General features: G+C 61.2%; 19 protein-coding genes and 1 pseudogene. 9 read left to right on the forward strand and 11 right to left on the reverse strand.

Annotation, left to right across the window (positions count from 1 at the left end):
• Window positions 1–339 precede the first annotated feature (339 nt).
• The 3 genes from carB (at window position 340) to NKJ40_RS29900 (ending at window position 6,757) form a co-directional block, all read left to right on the forward strand.
• The gene (carB, locus tag NKJ40_RS29890) at window positions 340–3,843 is read left to right on the forward strand and encodes a carbamoyl-phosphate synthase large subunit (RefSeq protein ID WP_352469132.1); all 3,504 of its coding nucleotides are present in this window, start codon (window positions 340–342) and stop codon (window positions 3,841–3,843) included.
• Window positions 3,844–4,047: 204 nt separating this feature from the next.
• Complete coding sequence (locus tag NKJ40_RS29895; protein ID WP_352469133.1) at window positions 4,048–5,001, forward strand: hypothetical protein; 954 nt, start codon at window positions 4,048–4,050, stop codon at window positions 4,999–5,001.
• Window positions 5,002–5,104: 103 nt separating this feature from the next.
• Window positions 5,105–6,757 (forward strand): 5'-methylthioadenosine/S-adenosylhomocysteine nucleosidase family protein, encoded by a 1,653-nt coding sequence (locus NKJ40_RS29900; RefSeq protein ID WP_352469134.1) that lies wholly within the window; start codon window positions 5,105–5,107, stop codon window positions 6,755–6,757.
• Between the two features lie 115 nt (window positions 6,758–6,872).
• On the opposite strand, the pseudogene NKJ40_RS29905 reads toward NKJ40_RS29900, so the two are convergent.
• From NKJ40_RS29905 to NKJ40_RS29925, 5 genes and pseudogenes are all read right to left on the reverse strand, one after another.
• Window positions 6,873–7,119: pseudogene (locus tag NKJ40_RS29905) on the reverse strand (RidA family protein); the annotation flags it as partial.
• A gap of 35 nt (window positions 7,120–7,154) precedes the next feature.
• The gene (locus NKJ40_RS29910) at window positions 7,155–7,616 is read right to left on the reverse strand and encodes a DUF6644 family protein (protein ID WP_352469135.1); all 462 of its coding nucleotides are present in this window, start codon (window positions 7,614–7,616) and stop codon (window positions 7,155–7,157) included.
• Window positions 7,617–8,000, reverse strand: coding sequence for a DUF6152 family protein (locus NKJ40_RS29915; protein ID WP_352469136.1), 384 nt, complete (start codon window positions 7,998–8,000; stop codon window positions 7,617–7,619).
• 287 nt (window positions 8,001–8,287) lie between these two features.
• On the reverse strand, window positions 8,288–8,776 hold the full coding sequence (locus tag NKJ40_RS29920; RefSeq protein WP_352469137.1) for a GNAT family N-acetyltransferase: 489 nt from the start codon (window positions 8,774–8,776) through the stop codon (window positions 8,288–8,290).
• Complete coding sequence (locus tag NKJ40_RS29925) at window positions 8,769–9,590, reverse strand: transglycosylase SLT domain-containing protein (protein ID WP_352469138.1); 822 nt, start codon at window positions 9,588–9,590, stop codon at window positions 8,769–8,771. The genes NKJ40_RS29920 and NKJ40_RS29925 overlap by 8 nt, the downstream gene beginning before the upstream one ends.
• A 162-nt stretch (window positions 9,591–9,752) precedes the next feature.
• On the opposite strand from NKJ40_RS29925, the gene NKJ40_RS29930 reads away from it, so the two are divergent.
• Complete coding sequence (locus NKJ40_RS29930) at window positions 9,753–10,322, forward strand: methylated-DNA--[protein]-cysteine S-methyltransferase (RefSeq protein WP_352469139.1); 570 nt, start codon at window positions 9,753–9,755, stop codon at window positions 10,320–10,322.
• A gap of 50 nt (window positions 10,323–10,372) precedes the next feature.
• On the opposite strand, the gene NKJ40_RS29935 is transcribed toward NKJ40_RS29930, so the two are convergent.
• The gene (locus NKJ40_RS29935) at window positions 10,373–10,699 is read right to left on the reverse strand and encodes a hypothetical protein (protein ID WP_023719370.1); all 327 of its coding nucleotides are present in this window, start codon (window positions 10,697–10,699) and stop codon (window positions 10,373–10,375) included.
• Window positions 10,700–10,998: 299 nt separating this feature from the next.
• Between NKJ40_RS29935 and NKJ40_RS29940 the strand changes: the two genes are divergently transcribed.
• Window positions 10,999–11,211: a cold-shock protein gene (locus NKJ40_RS29940; protein WP_023678332.1), complete on the forward strand. Its 213-nt coding sequence runs from the start codon at window positions 10,999–11,001 to the stop codon at window positions 11,209–11,211.
• 454 nt (window positions 11,212–11,665) lie between these two features.
• On the opposite strand, the gene NKJ40_RS29945 is transcribed toward NKJ40_RS29940, so the two are convergent.
• The 3 genes from NKJ40_RS29945 to NKJ40_RS29955 form a co-directional block, all read right to left on the reverse strand.
• A complete protein-coding gene (locus NKJ40_RS29945) occupies window positions 11,666–12,274 on the reverse strand; it encodes a glutathione S-transferase family protein (RefSeq protein WP_352469140.1) in 609 nt (202 codons plus the stop codon).
• 116 nt (window positions 12,275–12,390) lie between these two features.
• Window positions 12,391–13,245, reverse strand: a complete 855-nt coding sequence (locus tag NKJ40_RS29950) for an EAL domain-containing protein (protein WP_352469141.1) — start codon at window positions 13,243–13,245, stop codon at window positions 12,391–12,393.
• Window positions 13,242–14,135, reverse strand: coding sequence for an EAL domain-containing protein (locus NKJ40_RS29955; RefSeq protein WP_352469142.1), 894 nt, complete (start codon window positions 14,133–14,135; stop codon window positions 13,242–13,244). The genes NKJ40_RS29950 and NKJ40_RS29955 overlap by 4 nt, the downstream gene beginning before the upstream one ends.
• Before the next feature lie 203 nt (window positions 14,136–14,338).
• Between NKJ40_RS29955 and NKJ40_RS29960 the strand changes: the two genes are divergently transcribed.
• Entirely contained in the window at window positions 14,339–15,541 is a 1,203-nt protein-coding gene (locus NKJ40_RS29960; protein ID WP_352469143.1) for a pyridoxal phosphate-dependent aminotransferase, read from the forward strand.
• A 56-nt stretch (window positions 15,542–15,597) separates the two neighbouring features.
• Here NKJ40_RS29960 and NKJ40_RS29965 read toward each other — a convergent pair whose 3' ends face one another.
• Window positions 15,598–15,993 (reverse strand): (R)-mandelonitrile lyase, encoded by a 396-nt coding sequence (locus tag NKJ40_RS29965; protein ID WP_352469144.1) that lies wholly within the window; start codon window positions 15,991–15,993, stop codon window positions 15,598–15,600.
• Window positions 15,994–16,022: 29 nt separating this feature from the next.
• Entirely contained in the window at window positions 16,023–16,622 is a 600-nt protein-coding gene (locus NKJ40_RS29970) for a methyltransferase family protein (protein WP_352469145.1), read from the reverse strand.
• Between the two features lie 143 nt (window positions 16,623–16,765).
• Between NKJ40_RS29970 and NKJ40_RS29975 the strand changes: the two genes are divergently transcribed.
• The 3 genes from NKJ40_RS29975 (at window position 16,766) to NKJ40_RS29985 (ending at window position 21,338) form a co-directional block, all read left to right on the forward strand.
• Window positions 16,766–17,632 (forward strand): alpha/beta fold hydrolase, encoded by an 867-nt coding sequence (locus NKJ40_RS29975; RefSeq protein WP_352469146.1) that lies wholly within the window; start codon window positions 16,766–16,768, stop codon window positions 17,630–17,632.
• Window positions 17,633–17,798: 166 nt separating this feature from the next.
• Window positions 17,799–19,850, forward strand: a complete 2,052-nt coding sequence (locus NKJ40_RS29980) for an elongation factor G (RefSeq protein ID WP_352469147.1) — start codon at window positions 17,799–17,801, stop codon at window positions 19,848–19,850.
• Between the two features lie 1,062 nt (window positions 19,851–20,912).
• Entirely contained in the window at window positions 20,913–21,338 is a 426-nt protein-coding gene (locus NKJ40_RS29985; protein ID WP_352469148.1) for a methyltransferase family protein, read from the forward strand.
• Window positions 21,339–21,362 lie beyond the last annotated feature (24 nt).

Below are 21,362 nucleotides of genomic sequence, written 5' to 3' on the forward strand. Positions count from 1 at the left end.
TCAGTTGGCTGGGTTAGGGGAATAAGGCAGTAGGGGCGTAGGGGAGTTTGTTTTAAAAGGGGCGCGCCCCGGGGGCCCACTGCCCGACTGCCCGACTGCCCGGCTGGCGGAAGGCCCGGCGGGCCGGCGGCCCTACTGCCCTACTGCCCTACTGCCCTACTGCCCTACTGCCCTACTGCCCTACTCCCCTACTCCCCTACTCCCTCATTTTCGGGGTTACATCCGGCAAAACTCTTCCCTATAAGGCCCTCCTAGCCTGATACCAGAATCGCGAGCACAACCGGCCGGGTCATCCCGTCCGGCTTTTTGTGCAAGCCGCCTGCCGAACGGACCCTCGACATGCCAAGACGCACCGACATCAAGTCGATCCTGATCATCGGGGCCGGCCCCATCGTTATCGGCCAGGCCTGCGAGTTCGACTATTCCGGCACCCAGGCCTGCAAGGCGCTCAAGGAAGAGGGCTTTCGCGTCATCCTGGTCAATTCCAATCCGGCCACCATCATGACCGACCCGGAGCTGGCCGACGCCACCTATATCGAGCCGATCACGCCGGAAGTTGTCGCCAAGATCATCGCCAAGGAGCGGCCCGACGCGCTGCTGCCGACCATGGGCGGCCAGACCGCGCTCAACACCGCTTTGTCGCTGCGCCGCATGGGCGTGCTCGACCGCTATCACGTCGAGATGATCGGCGCCGACGCCACCGCCATCGACAAGGCCGAGGACCGCGCTTTGTTTCGCGAGGCGATGAACAAGATCGGCCTGGAAACGCCGAAGTCGATGCTGGCCAACGCCACCGACGTCAAGAATGCCGACCGCAAGACGCACGAGGCCGAGCGCGCCGCGCTGAAGGCCGAAAAGCCGGAAAATCTCGACGCCGCGCTCGATGCGCTGGAGACGCGCTGGAACCTCGGCGAAGGCGACCGCAAGCAGCGCTACATCAGCCACGGCATGGCGATCGCAGCACAAGCGCTCGACCATGTCGGCCTGCCGGCAATTATTCGCCCGTCCTTCACCATGGGCGGCACCGGCGGCGGCATCGCCTACAACCGCGCCGAATTCTACGAGATCGTCCAGTCCGGCCTCGACGCCTCGCCGACCACCGAAGTGCTGATCGAGGAGAGCGTGCTCGGCTGGAAGGAGTACGAGATGGAGGTTGTCCGCGACAAGGCCGACAACTGCATCATCATCTGCTCGATCGAAAACATCGACCCGATGGGCGTGCATACCGGCGATTCGATCACCGTCGCCCCGGCGCTGACGCTGACCGACAAAGAATACCAGATGATGCGCAATGCCTCGATCGCGGTGCTGCGCGAGATCGGCGTCGAGACCGGCGGCTCCAACGTGCAGTTCGCCGTGAATCCTGCCGACGGCCGCCTGGTGGTGATCGAGATGAACCCGCGTGTCTCGCGCTCGTCGGCGCTGGCCTCCAAGGCAACCGGTTTTCCCATAGCCAAGATCGCCGCCAAGCTCGCCGTCGGCTACACGCTGGACGAGCTCGAGAACGACATCACAGGCGGAGCAACGCCGGCCTCGTTCGAGCCGAGCATTGATTACGTCGTCACCAAGATCCCGCGCTTTGCCTTCGAGAAATTCCCCGGCGCCGAGCCGGTGCTGACCACCTCGATGAAGTCGGTCGGCGAGGTCATGGCCATCGGCCGCACCTTCCAGGAATCGCTGCAGAAGGCCTTGCGTGGACTGGAGACCGGCCTGACCGGTCTGGACGAAATCGAGATCCCGGGCATCGGCCACGGGAACGCGCCGGCCAGCCATGTCGATGACCGCAACGCCATCCGCGCCGCTCTGGGCACGCCAACGCCCGACCGGCTGCGCATGGTGGCGCAAGCGATCCGCATGGGCACGTCGCTGGAAGACGTCCATGCCATGTGCAAGATCGACCCGTGGTTCCTCGAACAGATCGCCGGCATCCTCGACATGGAGGCCCGCATCCGCGAGCACGGCATCCCGGAGGACGCCGCCAATCTGCGCATGCTGAAGGCGATGGGTTTTTCCGATGCCCGCCTCGCATCCCTGGTCAGGAAAGACGTCGAAGACGTCCAGAAGATTCGCGACAAGCTCGACGTTCATCCCGTCTACAAGCGCATCGACACTTGCGCCGCCGAGTTCGCCTCGCCCACCGCCTACATGTATTCGACCTATGAGGTGCCGTTCGCCGGCGCGCTGGCCAACGAGGCTCAGGTCTCGTCGCGCAAAAAAGTCGTCATCCTCGGCGGCGGCCCCAACCGCATCGGCCAGGGCATCGAGTTCGACTATTGCTGCTGCCACGCCGCCTTTGCGCTGCGCGACGCCGGCTTCGAGGCGATCATGGTCAACTGCAACCCCGAGACCGTGTCGACCGACTACGACACTTCCGACCGGCTCTATTTCGAGCCGCTGACGCCGGAGGACGTGCTGGAGATCCTGCGCGCCGAACAGGCCTCGGGCGAACTGGTCGGCGTCATCGTCCAGTTCGGCGGCCAGACGCCGCTGAAGCTGGCGGATGCGCTGGAAAAGGCCGGCATCCCGATCCTCGGCACCTCGCCTGACATGATCGATCTGGCCGAGGACCGCGACCGCTTCCAGAAGCTCTTGCACAAGCTCGGCCTCAGCCAGCCGAAGAATGGCATTGCCTATTCGGTCGAGCAGGCCCGCCTCGTCGCCGGCGAGCTCGGCTTCCCGCTGGTGGTGCGCCCGTCCTATGTGCTCGGCGGCCGCGCCATGCAGATCATCCACGACGAGAGCATGCTGCAATCCTATCTGCTCGACACCGTGCCCGGCCTGGTTCCGGAGGACATCAAGCAGAAATACCCCAACGACAAGACCGGCCAGATCAACACGTTGCTCGGCAAGAACCCGCTGCTGTTCGACACCTATCTCTCGGGCGCCATCGAGGTCGATGTCGATTGCCTCTGCGACGGTAGGTCGACCTACGTCTCCGGCATATTGGAGCACATCGAGGAGGCCGGCATCCATTCGGGTGACTCGGCCTGTTCGCTGCCGGTGCATTCGCTGCCCTCGGAGCTTGTCGATGAGCTCGAGCGGCAGACGGCAGCACTTGCCCGCGCGCTCAATGTCGGCGGCCTGATGAACGTGCAATATGCGATCAAGGACGGCACCGTCTATGTGCTGGAGGTCAATCCGCGCGCGTCGCGCACCGTGCCCTTCGTCGCCAAGACCATCGGCCGGCCCATCGCGAAAATCGCCGCCCGCATCATGGCCGGCGAAAGCCTGGAAGATGCCTTTGCCCATTACGGCGCCATGCCCGACCCACGCAATCCCGGCCATATCGCTGTCAAGGAAGCCGTGTTCCCCTTTGCCCGCTTCCCCGGTGTCGACATCTTGCTCGGCCCGGAAATGCGCTCGACCGGCGAGGTCATGGGCCTCGACCGCGACTTCGCACTGGCTTTCGCCAAGAGCCAGTTAGGGGCCGGTGTTGATCTCCCCCGCGCGGGCACCCTGTTCGTCTCTGTGCGCGACGAAGACAAGAAAGGCATCCTGCCGGCGGTCAAGCGCCTCGCCGGCCAGGGTTTTAAAGTGCTCGCCACCTCGGGCACCGCCCGCTTCCTCGCTGAGAACGGCGTCGCGGCGGAGAAAATCAACAAGGTTCTGGAAGGCCGCCCGCACATCGAGGACGCCATCCGCAACCGCCAGGTCCAGATTGTCTTCAACACCACGGACGGCCAGAAGGCGGTATCGGACTCCAAGTCGCTGCGCAGGGCGACGCTGATGCAGAAAGTGCCGTATTACACGACGCTGTCGGGCGCGGCTGCGGTAGCGGAGGCGATTGCGGCGCTGAAGGCGGGGAGCCTCGAGGTGAGGCCGCTGCAGGAGTATTTTGCCTAGGCGATTGACGCTCTTCTCCCCGTTCAACGGGGAGAAGATGCTGGCAGGCAGATGAGGGGCAGCGACTGCTTCTGAATGGCTGTCGCCGCCGTTACGCCTGCCAAATCGTGTCCGTACTGCGCGCAGATGCAGAGTCGAAGACAGTGGTGAGTCCAGGCATCTACGCTGTTTTCTTCCGATCCGTTCGCATGTAGCTTGCACCCCATGCCGCAGAAGCACACCGACCAGAGCACTTACATTGACGCTGCAGCATATGCATTGCGGCAATTACAGCGGCCCGCATCTGCCCTCGAAATATATAAGTTTCTAAAATCGAGCCAAAAATTCGAAGGCAGGTTTGGGGGTGCAACGCCTCAGAAAACGATTCAGGCGCGCATAGCCACCGACATCAAGAAACATGGGCCTAATTCTCGTTTTTTCCGAACAGCACCGGCAATATTTGCATTGCGTCAATTGTCTGAGCAAGGGAAGTACCAACCTGCGCCAAAGCGCATTTACGTTGGGTTCAATCGATCTCGCCAGCTTGACAATTCTCCTATCTGCTCTGTTGATCTGAAATCGACAAGATTTCGTCCCGATACAGGTTTTTCAGACGCAGATCATATACCGCTACGGTTTTTCAAGCATCTTCCTCTTCGATATATTCCAAGAAAAGAAGCATTGCGGAAAGATAGCATCATAGTTATAAACCTATTTGTTACTATAGTATTTAACGATCAGATACTTTGCTTTGAGCCCACTTCGTACCTACAAGATAACGATTCTATCAGAAACCGAGACACCGTTGGCATTACGGGTTATCTTCGCCAATCCGACGCCGACCTTTTCGATGAAACGGGGATCGGGTTTCGCAACGCAACGATTCGCGAATTTCACGACTTTTTCCACTTGCTTTACAAAGACTCACATAAACTAATAGATTCAATTCGCTATCTTGGAACACTATACGATGATTTTTCAGAAGAACGAAAGATGCGCCTCGCTCTAGTTTCGCTTGTTCGCACTAAAGAAAAAATTGACACGGATAGCGTGAAACTAGGTGTAAAGAATATGCACTGGAAATGCTACAAGGAGATTCCAAATAGCTATTTCCGACTTGAGCCTTGGTCACAATCTATTTTCCGCATGATGAGCGAGAGCGCCTTTGATCGACCTTAGGCGCAGCATTTATCTATCATTTCTGAATCGTGAGCTATCCTTCATAAGAAGGCGTGAGTTTTCCGAGGACGAGTACATACGATTCATCAAGACGTGTTCATTGATGAACGGTGCTGAGCTATACGCATCCTTTGCCCAATCCCATGAGATAGTCCAGAACTCAAAGATATTTAGTCAATTTCTTGGAGAGATGTCTCGGACTGGCCAGTTAAAATTAATAAATGCAGAGCCAGACTTTCATATTTTTATTGAGAAACGCCGCGAGTTATATGCAATAAACAAGCCAAAATATCAAAACTATTTTGCAAAATCGCAGCCGCTTGAGAAAATTTATGAAAGATCGCAAAGGTTGCGCACTACTGAGCACATAAAAGGTCTCTTACTTGAGGGTTTAAATCCCTTTGCCGGATCGAACCTATTGAGTTCGGAAGAGAGAGCTATTTTAAGCAAAAACGGCTCATTTCTTCGAGATGAGCTACCAGATCCGGGGATTGCGGCAACCTATTCGGTATACGAAAAAATTTCCCTTGTAGATGGAGAACGAGATGCGAGAGTATTCGGTGATATTTCGACAAGGTTATTTTGTAATCACTATACGACTGAACACAATCTCATATCGCCAACTGGAATTTACAACGACCCCTTGATAGAAGATTTTTCTTACTTTCCACACTTCGATATTAGCGTAAATTTTTGTTTCCTTAGGCGATTGGGACTTGAGCCGCTGATCACTCAACGCCCTTACGAGCGTGACTACCTGACATTTATAAATCACCCGGATTACTGGTCTTTTGCTGAAATGAAAGAATTGTTCTTTGAGGCGATGGTTAGGTTTTTAAAATCGAATCGAGAAGAAATTTCCTATTGCGAACCATACAAGAAGTTTATCAGAGGTTTTCTATTTTTGACCCCAAGCAGAAGATACTCGAATGAGCCAGCGCGATTTGCAGAGATATTGTCTGTATCCCTAGCTAAATCCATTGAGAAGGACGGGAAGATGGCTGAAGCACTGGGGAGCGATGGTTTGAAAAGCATAGGCCGACACAAGGTGGTTATTTTTACGGCCACCGACGTGGAGGATGAGGTTCTATCGTCTGAACTATTATCGGAAGGATTTAAAAGAGCGGAAACAGATTTTTTCGAAGACATAGCGTTCAATGTTTATACATATTACAATACGATTCATGTGTACCACGTCAGGACCGGTGCCGGATCTGGAGGAGTTCACGGCAGTACCATCGCTTCGTTAAAGTTTCTGAGTATGTCCGGCTTAAGCTATGCGATTTCGGTTGGTATTTGCTTCGGAGTTGATGCAGGAAAACAAAAATTTGGAGATGTTTTAGTTTCCGATAGCGTCCTGCCATACGAACTTGGGGCTGCCCGTGGTGGCACACTGCAGCCCCGCGGAATTCCGATTCCGTCTGACAATATGGCAGTAGGCTACGCTCGCAGCGCCCGAAGCCAGTTTGGCGGCGACTTCAACATACAAGTTGGCCCCATTTTGTCGGGTGAGAAGCTTGTCGATGATCCCGACTTCAAGAGACGGTTGATGGACATCTTCCCACGAGCGATCGGTGGAGAAATGGAATGCGCCGGCCTTGCAGCAACAGCTTTCGCTCGGAAAGTACCTTTTGTCATGTTCAAAGGGATATGTGATTTTGCGGAAGGAAAGAATGATTCTTATCAAGAAATGGCAGCTAAGAATGCTTGCCGACTTGCAATTTCGATGGTCAACGCGCGCTGGTCGAAAAAATGAACTTCCAGCTCCTTCCAATCCGCACTGCCCTCTACAGTAAAATTCGTCAGGTTCCAGAGGGTCTCGCAAGTGCCGATGGCGCGGAGCTCTCCTGGCGAATCCCCGGTTTGAAAGCTCACGCCACCGCGACACACTCGATCTCGAAATCAGACTCCATTGGTGCCACTGGCACGAAGCTGCGCGCCGGCGGGTTCGTCGAAAGTACTTCGCGTCGACGCGGTTGATGGTGTTGTAGAAGCCGGAATTGACGGCATATGTGCGCACCATCACCACATCGTCGAGGAGGTGCACGCCGCTCCCGGGCAATGTTTCAACGCCTTCAGCGATACCTCGGTCTGCGTTTCGATGTCGCCGCGCGCCATCCCGCACCTTGGGAACGCCAGTGCCGCCGCTCACCTTAGCCGAGAAACCCAATGAACCGCCCCGCAAACAGCACGGACGTCCACAGCACCAGCGAGAGCACAGCCAGCACGGTCGCCGCCCCAGCCGGCTCATCACCGCCTTTTGCGCGGCGCATGAAGACAAGAAAGTTGGCGCCGGCGAGGAGGATCAGTGTCATCTTGGCAAGGAAAATCGGCATCGCCGCATATTCGCTCGCCCTGACTGAAAACAGCAGCGACCCCGTGACAAGCGCACCGCCGAACGCGGCCAACGCGGTGCGGCGCAGCAGCGCCACGAACGGCGCCTGCGGCAACGAGCGGAAGGCGCCCAGGATCCTGAGATCCATGAGCCAGACGCTGGTCAGCAGCGCGCCGATCGACATGATGTGCAGCGCATTGACGATTGGGTAGGCGACGAAGGAGGCCTTCAGTCCCCGCACAAGCGCGAGTTGCTCGATGCCGGCGAAAAACCCGTCCATTCAGGCCGGCGGCACGCGGTCGGGATAGACGTCATAGGTCTTGCCGCCGACGATGATGCGGACTGCTTTCATGCGCTTTTCGCTCTCGTCGCGCGAGCGGTGGCCGATCGCGGTCACCTCGTCGCCGAGCTTGGCGACCTCCTCGGTGAAGCCGGCGGCAATCGTGCGGGAGGGCGGCGCCATCTCCACCCGCCAGACCCCTCCCTCGGCATCGACATCCAGCGTGGCGTGCGGATTGCCGATATAGATGGCCGTGATCCTGCCCTTGAGTTCGAAGAACCCATCCTGCGTCCACGACCAGCCGTGATGGGCATAGGCCGCGGTTGCGGCGGCAAGGATCACCGCCGCTGCCAGCGTGACGCTCCGGTTGAAAGGTGACAGCATCGCTCGTCTCCTCGGTTCCGGCACTAGAGGGTAGGTCAGCGCGCTGCAGCGTCAAATCACATGAGGTTTGCGCCGCCCCTCATTGCCCTGGCGGGCATTTCTCCCCGTATAGGGACGGGGAGAAAGGTTGCCTTCGCCGAGGATTTCGCCAATCTCCAGAGTTGAAGAAAGGGAGCCGAGTTTGCGGCCAGCCTTCTTCTCCCCGTCACTATACGGGGAGAAGGTGGCGGCAGCCGGATGAGGGGCGGCGCCGACTTCTGCGGTCGAGCGCCCGCCTGCCCCGAACCTCACCCAGGCCAATCCACCTCGATCATCCCCAGCCGCTGATAAAGCCGCACCGCAGCCGCGTTCTCGACCGTGTTGGTCTTGAGATCGACATGCGCAGCACCCCTTGCATGAAACGCCGCGAACGCGTGGCGCATTAGCGCCTCGGCGATGCCCCTGCCGCGCGCCTCGGGATGGACGGCAAGGTCCTTGACGAAAGCCCGCATCCAGCAGAGCGCCGCGCCCGCCAGCTGGCCCTTGCGGTCGATGACCAGGAAACACAAAGCGGGGTCGAATTCCGCGTCGCCCGAAATGCGCGGCCACCATTGGTCGAACGGCCCATCGGCGCCATCATCGAACACCGCGGTCAGCAGAGCATGCAGTGCGAGCGCATCGGCGGCCTCGAAGGCGCGCATGAAAAAACCTTCGGGCCAGCGCGGCGCCAGGAGCGTGTCGTCCAAAAACTTGCGCAGGCGGATGTCGTTTGGCGCCGGTGGGCGCGGCTCAGGCATCGGGCTGCATGCGGCGGCGCAGGCTGTCGCTACCGAGGCCGGTTTCGCCCAGCATCCCCTTGCGCTTGGCATCGTAATAATAGCCGCTCTGGTAGAGCCGGTCGGCGCGCTTGGGGTTGCCGCCTGAGACCAGCCAGGCGCCGCGCAGATATTTCACTGCGTATTTCAGGTTGGTCTCGGCGTCGAACAGGCCGCTCGCCGGTCCGTCATAGCCCATGCCGCGCGCCGTCGCGTGCTTGATCTGCATCAGCCCCCAATGGCCGCGATTATAGGCTTTCGGGTTGAAGGTGCTCTCGCGGTTGACGACGCTGCGCACCAGGTCGACCGGCACCTGGTAGAGTGCGGAATATTTCTCGATCAGCCGCTCGATCTCGCTGCGGCCCCCGGCATTCGACTGACCCTCGGTGGGGTCGGTCGCGGCCAGAGCGGCAGGGTTCTGCGGCACCGTGTAGGAAACCGGCTGGACGCCGGGCATGGCAGCGGTCTGTTCGGTGACCGGCATGGCGACAGCGGGCGTCGCCGTAACAGGCTGGGCATTGGCGGTCATGACGGCGGGCGTGGTTGCAGCCAGCGGCGTCGGCCCGGCAAAGGCGGCGGCCGGCTCGACCGGCAGCGTCGCCGTCTGGGCGACGCCGGACGGCTCCGGCAGCACCGAAACCGTGTCGGGCAGCGCCAGCGTGAAGCCGGCATCGGTATTGGCCGTATTTTCGGTGAAGGCCGGCGCCGGGGTCGCCGGCGAAGTCGAGGTGCAACCGCTGAGAGCGGCGACGGCCAACACCGCCGCCAGGACGGGAAAGAGGAATTTTGCTGGCAAGCGGCGCTCGGGTCCGGTTCGTCGGGTGTTAAGAAGTCCTTACACCAGCATCTTTCCCCCTGCAATCCGCGGTAGAAGGTGGTTTTCGGGTGGCGAGCCGGGCCGGGAAATGCGATATTGTTCTGGATTTGTACTTCGAAGGATTCCGGAAAGGAGCACGCCATGGACGCCTCTCATGCCACCGCCGGTCACGCGGTCTTCGAAACCGTGCTCGGCCTCATGGGCATCGCCTGGAGTGAGGCCGGACTGACCCGGCTCTGCCTGCCGCAGCGCAATCGCGACGCGGTGGAGCGCCGGCTGCTGCGCCATGCCGCCGCCGACCAGGCAGCGAAGCCCGAGCCGCAATGGGTTGTCGAGCTGATCGCCTCGATCAAGGCCTATGCCGCCGGCGAGGACATCGATTTCTCCAACGTGCCGGTCGATCTCAGCGGCGTCGACGAGTTCCGCCTGGCGATCTATGACGCGGCGCGAAAGCTCGCCTTCGGCGAAACCACCACCTATGGCGAACTGGCCAAACGCGCCGGCCATGCCGGGCTGGCGCGTGAAACGGGCGCGGCTCTCGGCGCCAACCCGGTGCCGCTGGTCATTCCCTGTCACCGCATCCTTGCCGCCGGCGGCAAGATCGGCGGCTTTTCCGCTCCCGGCGGCTCGGCCACCAAGGAAAAGATGTTGGCAATGGAAGGCGTGCGCGTCGGCCCGCCGCCGCCCGCGCAGGTGTCATTCGGGTTTTAGGATATGTCGATATTCAGGTGAGCCGACACCCCGGCACGTCGTCTCAACCCCTAATCCGGAAGCAGGCGCCGGCGGAAGCGCCGATCGATCTCCACCCGCTTGCATTTGTAGACGGTGCACGAATTCGTGTCGGCGCTCGGCACCGAGGCCCGCGCCCTGACCTCGCCGATGTCGCAGAATTGCTGGCTCCGCACGTAGCGGTCATAGAGCGCCAGCCCCGGCACGCGCGCCGATCTGTAGCGCAGGATGACCGCGCCCTCGCGCGCGATCGTCGCCTGCACCTTGCCGCAGCTCATGCGCGTCGGATCGTAACGCGACACCGCCTGCGCCTCGGCGGCCACCAGCGTCAGGCAGGCGGCAAGCAGAACGATTTTCATGGCCCCTCTCCCCAAAACCCAGTCGCGCCCGAAGCCGGCGCGATCTCCCGCGTCAGGCGCGCAACGACGACGCTCTCACGCGATTGGGGCGGCCGTTGGGCAGCGTTGCCGCCGCGCCATTTTCCGCCCCGTCTTGTTTTTCGCGCGAAAGCATATTATATGCGGTCCATTGATATTTCGGCCGATCGATCCGGGCCTCGCGATATTCGCGTTTGCTGACGTTCTATCTCCAAAATCTCGATACAAGCCGGCTGGGTTTCGGTCCAGTCAAACCAAAGCAAACGTAAAGGACTATCGAAATGGCAACAGGTACGGTCAAGTGGTTTAATTCCACCAAGGGTTTCGGCTTCATTCAGCCTGACAGCGGCGGCGCGGACGTTTTCGTCCACATCTCCGCAGTTGAGCGTGCTGGACTGTCGACCCTGGTCGAAGGCCAGAAGATCAACTTCGAGATCGAGCAGGACCGCCGCACTGGCAAGTCGTCCGCTGGATCTCTGAGCAAGGCAGCCTGATTTTGCGAATGGCGCGCGCCGGGCGCTAGCCCCGGGGGGCCGGGCACTGACGGCTGTTCTGACAGTCGCGCGAAAAGCGCGCCGGAGCGACAGACCCCGACAAGCCGAAGCAGCAGATTGCTGCCGGCCCGGCCAAAACGCTCCCGATCAGGCTACCAAGCATGGGAAGGCGGGATTTTGTCCCGCCTTTTTGCTGTCTGGATTTTAGACGTCGGCAATTGGCGAAACCGGCGATACAGCTCCTTCTCCCCGTCTCTATACGGGGAGAAGTGCCCGGCAGGGCGATGAGGGGCAGCGCGACGTATCAGGACTGCCCTTCGCCAAGCCAAGCACGATATCACGACGAAGGCTGGCGCTGCCCCTCATCTGGCTGCCGCCATCTTCTCCCCGTATAGGAACGGGGAGAAGGAGGCTTTCGCCGAAGATTTCGCCAATCGCCAACGGCGAGTTGCACTCAACCTACCCACTCCAGCGGCACATGCCCCGGGTCGGCCTCGACCCTTTTCAGCCAGGCGGCCACCGCCGGATAGGCGTCGAGCTGAAACCCACCCGTCTCGGCCGTATGCGTATAGGCATAGAGCGCGATATCGGCGACGCTGAGCGCATTGCCGGCGAAGAAGCTGCTCCCGGCCAGGTGCCTGTCCATGACGCCGAGCGCCTTGTTGCCGCGCTCCAGCGTCACCGCCAGCCGATCGGGTGTCGCGTCTTTCGCGCGTTCTGGAAAGGTCAGCAGCGCCCTGCGCACGGCGATATAAGGCTCGTGGCTGTATTGCTCGAAGAACAGCCACTGATAGGCCAGCGCGCGTTCATATTTGTCCGCCGGCAGAAACCGCGTGCCTTCGGCGAGATAGAGCAGGATGGCATTGGATTCGGCCAGCCGCCGGCCGTCGTCGAGTTCGAGCAGCGGCACCATGGCGTTCGGGTTTTTCGCAACATAGTCGGGTTTGCGCGTCTCGCCGGTATGCGAGCTGACCTCGACATTGGTGAAAGGGATGCCGAGCTTGGCCATCAACAGGCGCGGCTTGTAGCAATTGCCGCTGTCGGTCATTCCATAGAGTATCATCGGCGCTCCCCTTGCTCGCAAGCACCCGTCTCAAGGCTTGATCCAGCCTCTATCGCGGCAGCGGCGGCTTCATCCAGTGATTTGTTTTGGCGTAACCATCAGCGCCGCTGATGCATTTATCCAAACAGCGGAATGACGTTGCTATCCCTGCCAAGCAGCCTGTCGATCGACAGCGGCTCCTCGTCGAACAGCGTCCCCGCCAGCGCCGGCCGGGCGAGGTAAAAACCCTGCAGCAGGTCGACGCCGCCATCCAACGCGACGCGCAGATGCGTGGCGTTCTCGATGCCTTCGACCAGCACCTTGGCGCCACGGTCGTGCAGCGTCGAAACCAGCGGCCGGAAAAACCGCTCGGCGGCGGCATGGCGGCAGAATTCGGCGAACCAGGTGCCGTCGATCTTGACGATGTCCGGCTGCACGAGGGCGACCCTTTCTTCCGTCGAATGCCCGGTGCCGAAATCGTCGATGGCGATGCGGACGCCGTCGCGCCGCATCTCACGCGCCAGGCTGACAAGCACCTTGTCGCCGGCCGCCTGCTCGGTGATCTCGCAGACCAGCATGCCGGGATGCAGGCCGAAATCCGTCAGATGCCTGGTCATCAGCCTGATTTCGGCCAGCGCCCGTGCGGGGTCATCGTTGATCAGCGGATTGTAGTTGAAGAACAGGTCGAGCCCGTCGACGCCGATGTTGCGGAAATTGCGCAAATGCAGCACCCGGCACATGGTTTCGACAAACAGCCGATCCGCTGCCGGCACGCCTTCGAAGAAGATTTGCGGCGCCATCGGCCTGCCTGCACGATGCGGCTCGATCAGTCCCTCGACCGCAACGGCGGCGAGAAACCTGCCGCGCGGCGCGAAGACCGGCTGGTAGGCGCTCCTCAGCCGGAATGCGCCGTAGACGCCATATTCGATGCCGACCTCGTCGGCAAAGATCGCCTCGCCGACCTTACGCCGCATGTCGGCTTGCCCGGTCACGATGCCACCCTGCGGCCAAAGGCCCGCCTCGGTCGCCGCGAAGTCGGAACTGCCGCAGGCACCTCCTTCATGTCCGGCGACACTGCGACCGCCTGCCCGCTCTTGTCGAAGACGTGAAAGCTGGTCGGCGCAAGCTCGGGGCGCGCCAGCACATAGCCCTGCACCATCGAGGCGCCCGACTTTTCGGCAAGCTCGAGCTGCCAGCCCGTCTCGATGCCCTCGAACACCGTACGAATGCCTTGCTCTTCGAAGCTGGTCACCATGGCGGTCAGCAAGGCGAAGCCGGCACCGGATTCCATCAGCGTCATGATCCAGTCGGCATCGAACTTGACGATGTCGGGCCTGAGTTCCTTAATGCGATTGATGTCGGATTCGTCGGCGCCGTAATCGTCGACGGCAATGCGCAAACCATTGCCCCTGAGCGCCTCGACGAAATTGTAGAGCGTTTCCTGCGACGCCGATTTCTGCTCGGTGACCTCGCAGACGACGCGGCGCGGATCGATGTCGGCCTCGTGCAGCACCAGCCGCATGTCGCGCAGCGCATTGTCGGCGATGCTGCGGTCGGTGAACACCGATGGATCGAAGTTGATGAAGATCGAGGCGTCTCGCGGCAGGCAGGCGCCGGCGTTCAGAAGGTGCAGCGTCCTTGTCAGCGCCTCGATATGCAGGCGGTCGACCGCCGGACAGCTGTTGAAGAAACTCATTGGCGGCTGCGGCTCGCCTTCGCGGAACGGCCGGATCAGCCCCTCGAACGCGACGACGGAAAGCTTGCCCTTGTTGAAGGCGAAGATCGGCTGGAACGCGCTTTGCAGCGTATAGACCCCCCAGACACCGCTGGCGGTGCCGTCATCATGGCGGATGATATGGGCAAGCCCGATGCTGCGCGTCACGGTTCCTCGCTGTGCGAGACTGGCGGACCGGCTACGGTCCTGCCGTTCAAGCTTTTACCGATCGTTGATGAATTTATTGTTGCCAGCGTTGCGCGCTGGCTCATTCGACAATGCCTGCGCTGGGCTTGCGCTTGACCAGACGATGCGACATGAGAGGCGCCGCGGCGCCTTCGCCGCGCCGGTCCTTTCTGGAGATATTTCTCATGGCCTTTCTTGCCGACGTCCTTGCCCGCGTAAAGCCTTCCGCGACCATCGCGGTGACGCAGAAAGCGCGCGAGCTGAAAAACGCCGGCCGTGACGTGATCGGGTTGGGTGCCGGCGAACCGGACTTCGATACGCCGGACAACATCAAGAACGCTGCGATCGAGGCTATCCGCCGCGGCGAAACGAAATATCCTCCGGTTTCCGGCATCGTGCCACTGCGCGAGGCGATCGCGAAAAAGTTCAAGCGCGAGAACAATCTCGATTACCGGCCGGAGCAGACCATCGTCGGCACCGGCGGCAAGCAGATCCTGTTCAACGCCTTCATGGCGACGCTGAATCCCGGCGACGAGGTCATCATTCCGAGGCCGTACTGGGTCAGCTATCCCGAGATGGTAGCGATCTGCGGCGGCACCTCGGCCTTTGCCGACACCTCCATCGACAACGGCTTCAAGCTGACGGCGGCCGTGCTGGAAAAGGCGATCACGCCGCGCACCAAATGGCTGTTGATGAACTCGCCGTCGAACCCCTCGGGCGCCGCCTATACCGAGGCGGAGCTCAAGAGCCTTGCCGACGTGCTGTTGAAACATCCCCATGTCTGGGTGCTGACCGACGACATGTACGAGCACCTGACCTATGGCGACTTCGTCTTCAAGACCATCGCCGAGGTCGAGCCAAAGCTCTATGAGCGCACGCTGACCATGAACGGCGTGTCGAAAGCCTATGCCATGACCGGCTGGCGCATCGGCTATGCGGCAGGCCCGGTGCCGCTGATCAAGGCGATGGACATGATCCAGGGCCAGCAGACCTCCGGCGCCTGCACCATCGCCCAATGGGCGGCGGTGGAAGCGCTGAACGGCCCGCAGGATTTCATCCCGAGGAACAAGGCGATCTTCCAGGGCCGGCGCGATCTCGTCGTCTCGATGCTCAACCAGGCGCGCGGCATCACCTGTCCCTCACCGGAGGGTGCGTTCTACGTCTATCCCTCCTGTGCCCAGCTGATCGGCAGGAAGACCAAGAGCGGCAAGGTGATCGACAGCGACGAAATCTTCTGCTCGGAACTGCTCGAGGCCGAGGGCGTGGCGGTTGTTTTCGGCTCGGCCTTTGGCCTCGGCCCGAACTTTCGCATCTCCTACGCCACATCGGAGGCCTTGCTCGAAGAGGCCTGCACGCGCATCCAGCGCTTTACTGCCTCGCTGGTCTGATCGGGTGAAAAAAGATAAAAACCCGGCAAGCCGGGTTTTTATCAATCTAAGACCATTCAGCCGCCATACTGCTCGTCGCTGACCTTCTCCAGCCAGTCGACATGCACACCCTCGAGCGCTTCCTGCATGGCGATATGCGTCATCGCCGATTTCGGCGCGGCGCCGTGCCAGTGCTTTTCGCCGGCCGCAAAGGAGATGACGTCGCCGGCCCTGATCTCCTGTATCGGCCCGCCCCAGCTTTGCGCGAGACCGGCACCGGACGTGACGTAGAGCGTCTGGCCGAGCGGATGCGTGTGCCAGTGGGTGCGGGCGCCGGGCTCGAAACTGACCAGCGTGGCGCGTAGCCGCGCCGGCGCCTCTTTCTCGATGATCGGCGTCTGCAAAACCCGGCCAGTAAAATACGCCTCCGGCGCAACGATCGTCGGCACGCTGCCGCAGGCAATGATCTTCATCGTCGCAAGTCCTCGATCCAATCCAGTGTCTAGAGCCTACCACTTTCGTCCGACGCCGGCTGCATGTCCTGCCGGCTGCGGGCAAGGCGCGGCCAAAACAGGCCGGTGCGCCTGCGGTAGGCGTCGTAGGCGTCGGCCAACCTTGTCCGCGAAAATTTTCGTTCTTCGTCCAAGGCTGCGATCACATAGATCGCAACGATACCGGCGACCGGCACCACCGCCCAGACCGACCAGGTCGCGATACCCCACCCGATCCAGAAGATAATGTAGGACGTGTAGAACGGATGACGGACATGGAGATAAGGGCCTTCGGTCACCAGGCTGTCGGGATTGTCCGGATCGAACGCGAACCGCAGTCGCGCCTTGCGGGAGACCGAGATCGCCCACCAGAACAGCGCCGAGCTTGCCAGTTCGATGGCGAGCCCGCCGATCTTCGCCGCCACCGGCTGCCGCTCGATCCACAGCAGTGCAAGAAAGAACAGCGCCGTGCCGACCACGACGGCCGAAATGATCATCGCGCCTTGAGACATGGTCTGCGACTGGAAATGCGCGCGCATCGACCAGGCATATTGGCCGAGCGTGGCGATGCTGCTGATCGAGAGGAGAAGGTCGAGCGTGGATTCCATCATCAGGGTCCCGGGGTTAGCTGTGGTGGATTCGGTCATCATACCCGGCGCAAACCGAGAAATCATTTCTTAACCACCGTTCTAAACAAGATGGTGACCTCGGCATGCGATGTTGACCTGGAGACAATCCCAAGGTCCAACCAGATATGGCCGTTTCCCACCGCACGATCCGCACGCCGCACGCGGATTTGCGCCTCAGCCAGTCGTCGGGACCCGGCATCCCGCTTGTCCTGATCCACGGCTCGGGCAGTTCGCGCGCCGTATTCGCCCGCCAGTTCGACAGCCCGTTGGCCGCTGCCCATCGGTTGATTGCTTTCGACCTGCCCGGCCATGGCGAATCCTCGGACGCCCGCGATCCGGCGACGGACTACACCATCGCCGGCCTTGCCCAATCGGCGGCTCAGCTCCTCGATGCCTTGGGCATCGGCCGCGCCGTCGTCTTCGGCTGGTCGCTTGGCGGGCACGTGGCAATCGAACTCGCGAGTTTTCACCGCGCTGTCGGCGGGCTGATGCTGACCGGCGCGCCGCCGGTATCGAAGGGTCCTTTCGGCATGCTGCGCGGCTTCCACGCGCATTGGGACATGCTGCTGGCGTCCAAAAAGACGTATTCCGAACGCGATGCCGAGCGCTTCGAGACGCTGTGTTTCGGCGACACCGCCGATCCGTCCTTCCGCCAAGCCATCCTGCGCACCGACGGCCGGCTGCGCGCCGCGGTGACGCGCGGCATGCTCACCGGCAAGGGCGCCGACCAGAGACAGGTGGTCGAGCGGGCCGCGTTTCCGGTCGCCATCGTCAATGGCGAGAACGATCCGTTCGTCCGGCTCGGCTATTTTGAGACGCTCGCCTACGGCTCGTTGTGGGAGCATTGCCACATCATTCCCGGTGCCGGGCATGCGCCTTTCTGGGAGCGTGCGGACCTGTTCAATCCGTTGCTCGCGCGCTTTGCCGAGACGGTGGCGGTGCAGCGCGTGGACGCACCCCCGCTGGCGTCGCGCCTAGCCGGCACCGGCTGAACCCAGCCCCTCAACTTCAAATCCCTTCAACTTCAAATCCCTTGCCCTCCCGGCCTGCCCGTGGGACGATGCCCATTGGGTAGGTGGCAAATTGAAAAAAGCCTCGCCCGCGACGGCCGACAGGCCGGCCGCCGCTCACAGGGAAACGCCTGAGTGGAGGTCAGCCATGGGTACTCGCGCCGGAGGACGACGCACGGGACCGAAATGCATTGCCATAGTCGGTCCCTTCGCAAGCGGTAAGACGACACTTCTCGAAGCCATACTCGCCCGTACAGGCGCCATTCCCCGCCAGAATCCCGTTTCGTCCGGAAATACCGTTTCCGATCATTCGCCCGAGGCGCGCGCTCACGGCATGAGCGTCGAGGCGACCTTCGCCACCACCGATTTCATGGGCGAGCCGTTCACCTTCGTCGATTGTCCCGGCTCCATCGAATTCTCCTTCGAAGCCGAGCCGGTGCTGGCCGCCTGCGACGTCGCCGTGGTCGTTGCCGAGGCTGACGAGAAGAAGATCCCTGCCCTGCAGCTGATCATGCGCAAGCTCGACGATCTCGGCGTGCCGCGCATGCTGTTCCTGAACAAGGTCGACAAGGCGATAGCAGGCGTGCGCGACACGCTGAAGATGCTGCAGCCGGCAAGCTCGGTGCCTCTGCTGCTGCGCCAGATCCCGCTGCGCAAGGACGGCGTCGTCATCGGCTCGATCGACCTCGCTTTGGAGCGTGCCTACATCTACCGCGAATATGCCGAGAGCGAGGTCGCCCAGATCCCGAGCGACGACAAGGCGCGCGAGCTCGAGGCGCGTTTTTCCATGCTGGAGACGCTCGCGGACCATGACGACCGGCTGATGGAGCAATTGCTGGACGAGATCGAACCGCCGAAGGACGCGATCTTCGACGACCTCGCCGCCGACCTGCGCGACGGCATAGTGACGCCGGTGCTGATCGGCACCGCCGAGAAGGGCAATGGCGTGCTGCGCCTGTTGAAGGCGATCCGTCACGACGCACCCGACATCGAGGCGACGCGCCAGCGTCTCGGCGCGCCCGATGGCAATGCCACCGTGGTCCAGGTGATGAAGACCATCCACACCGCGCATGGCGGCAAGCTGTCGGTGTCGCGCATCCTGTCCGGCCAGGTCGCCGACGCGGGCGAGCTGTTCCTTTCCAATGGCGAAACGGCAAAGGTCTCCGGCATCTACAAGATGCTCGGCAAGGACCAGGTCAAGCTGACTTCGGCCAAGGCCGGCGACACGATCGCGCTCGGCAAGCTGGACGCCGTCAGGACCGGCCAGACGCTGAGCTCGACCAAGGGCGGCATCAAGCCGCTGGTCACGCTGGCGCCGCCGCAACCGGTCTTCGCCTTCGCGCTGCGGCCGAAAGAGCGCAAGGACGAGGTCAAGATGTCGGCGGCCATCCAGCGCCTGGCCGAGGAAGATCCCTCGCTCAACCTGCATCACAACCAGGATTCCGCCGAAACCGTGCTGTCCGGCCATGGCGAGATGCATCTGCGCGTCGTGCGCGAGCGGCTGGAAGGCAAGAACCAGATCCCGGTCGAAGGCCATGTGCCGGCCGTGCCTTATCGCGAGACGATCCGCAAAGCGACGCAGCAGCGCGGCCGCCACAAGAAACAGTCCGGCGGCCACGGCCAGTTCGGCGACGTGGTTCTCGAGATCAAGCCGCTGCCGCGCGGGTCGGGCTTCCAGTTCACCGATACGATCACCGGCGGCGTCGTGCCGAAGACCTACATCCAGTCGGTCGAGACCGGCGTGCGCGATTACCTGAAATCCGGCCCGCTCGGCTTCCCGGTCGTCGATGTTGCCGTCAACCTCTCCGACGGCTCCTATCATGCGGTGGATTCCTCCGACATGGCCTTCCAGATGGCGGCGAAGCTGGCGATGAAGGAAGGCATGGCTGCTTGCTCGCCGGTGCTGCTCGAGCCGGTGATGAAGGTCGAGATCGTCACGCCGTCGGATGCGACGTCGAAGATCATCGCGCTGATCCCGCAGCGGCGCGGTCAGATCCTCGGCTACGACGCGCGGCCCGATTGGCCGGGATGGGACGTGGTCGAGGCGACCATGCCGCAGGCCGAGATCGGCGACCTCATCATCGAGCTGCGCTCGGCCACGGCGGGTGTCGCCAGCTATCGGGCCGTCTTCGACCACATGGCCGAACTCACCGGCCGGCTGGCCGACGAAGCGCTGAACACCAACGGCAAGGCCGCCTGAAACGGCAGCTTGCGGCCAGAACACTAACGCATGTCGCACAAAAGTGTGCAGCGGTTTTGCGATAACGACATGCATCAAACAAGGACCTAAAAGCGCGTCGCATGAGGCCGGTCGAACGCGACTCGCTTTTAGGAAGCACACAAGGAAACGGCGCCCGGACCATCCGGGCGCCGTTTCGTTGCGGACCGTCTTCGTGGGAGGCGAAACGGCAGGTCCGCCGCATGCTTGCCGCCTGCGCCTGGCGGTGGAGGAAGGTTCGGACGCGGTAGCTGCCTGAGCCCGGGTCGTCCGAGTGATGCCCCCATCCCCCGGACGAGCCACACCGCGTCCTATGCTCTGCTTAGTCGATTTGGCGCGCCCGCGGCATGTTACCCGAGGTTACATGTCACTGTTACGCGACCGTTCCGGCCGATTTTCTGGCGATGTGTTGGTTTCGGGCAACAAAAAAGCCGGATCAATGAAGACCCGGCTGAGTTTGATTGGAAGTGCCTGTTAAGGCTAACCTCCAGAGGGGAACACTCGAGAGCGCTAATGGGAGGAGAACGCGCTCAGGAGATGATCTATATATGTGCTCTTCATGCCCAAGAAACAAGCATCTATTTTGCAACACTCACATGCAAAAAGGCGCCGGCTGTGGTCTAATCGGTCCCGAAGCGCGATAGGACCAGTTGAATCGCTGAAATGCAGCGTGCGGCAAGGGAAAAATCGATCTGCAGCCGCGAATCAGCAGCGATTCTTGCTCGGAAAGTCGAAAAACGCAGGATGACGTAGAATCGTGCAGCACGCGTTTGTTTTTTCGGCAGCCAGACCTTGCTGGTGCATGCCGCCCAAAAGCTTAAGCGCGTCGCAGGAGACCGTTCAAGGGCGCGCCATAGAGCATGATCCCGGTCGAACAGGAAGATACAGTTCCATCCCGATTCCATCGGGGGTGGAACGGGCTCTAATGCATGTCGCGCAGAAGTGTGGAGCGGTTTTGCGATAACGACATGCATAGAAACAAGAATCTAGAGCGCGTCGCATGAGGCCGGTCGAACGCGACGCGCTCTTGGTAAGGAGACCTCCATGCGGGCCGCTTCGGCGATCGCCGGCAGCTTCATCTTCCTTGCTGTAGCGCCCGGCGGGGTCGCCGGACTGGTGCCTTGGCTGCTGACCGACCGCTATCGCCTGCCCTGGTCGAGACTGCCCGGTTTCGTTCCTGTGGGCTGGCTGCTGGTTATCGCCGGCACAGCCATACTGCTGCACGCCTTTGCCCGTTTTGCCCTGGAGGGCCTGGGTACGCCAGCCCCGGTCGCGCCGACCGAAAGGCTGGTGGTCGGCGGCATCTACCGCCATGTCCGCAACCCGATGTATGTCGCTGTGCTGTCGATCATCCTCGGCCAGGCACTGCTGTTTTCGAGCTGGACGGTCGCTGCTTATCTAGAGCAGAATCTGATCACTCAGGCTCGTATCCTGCGGCGCAGAAGTAGTTTGAGCACTCCTCGGCGGTGAAGCGTGGCAAGGCGTCGCGGATTG

It is taken from the genome of Mesorhizobium sp. M0119, from assembly GCF_040322615.1.
Classification (GTDB): domain Bacteria; phylum Pseudomonadota; class Alphaproteobacteria; order Rhizobiales; family Rhizobiaceae; genus Mesorhizobium.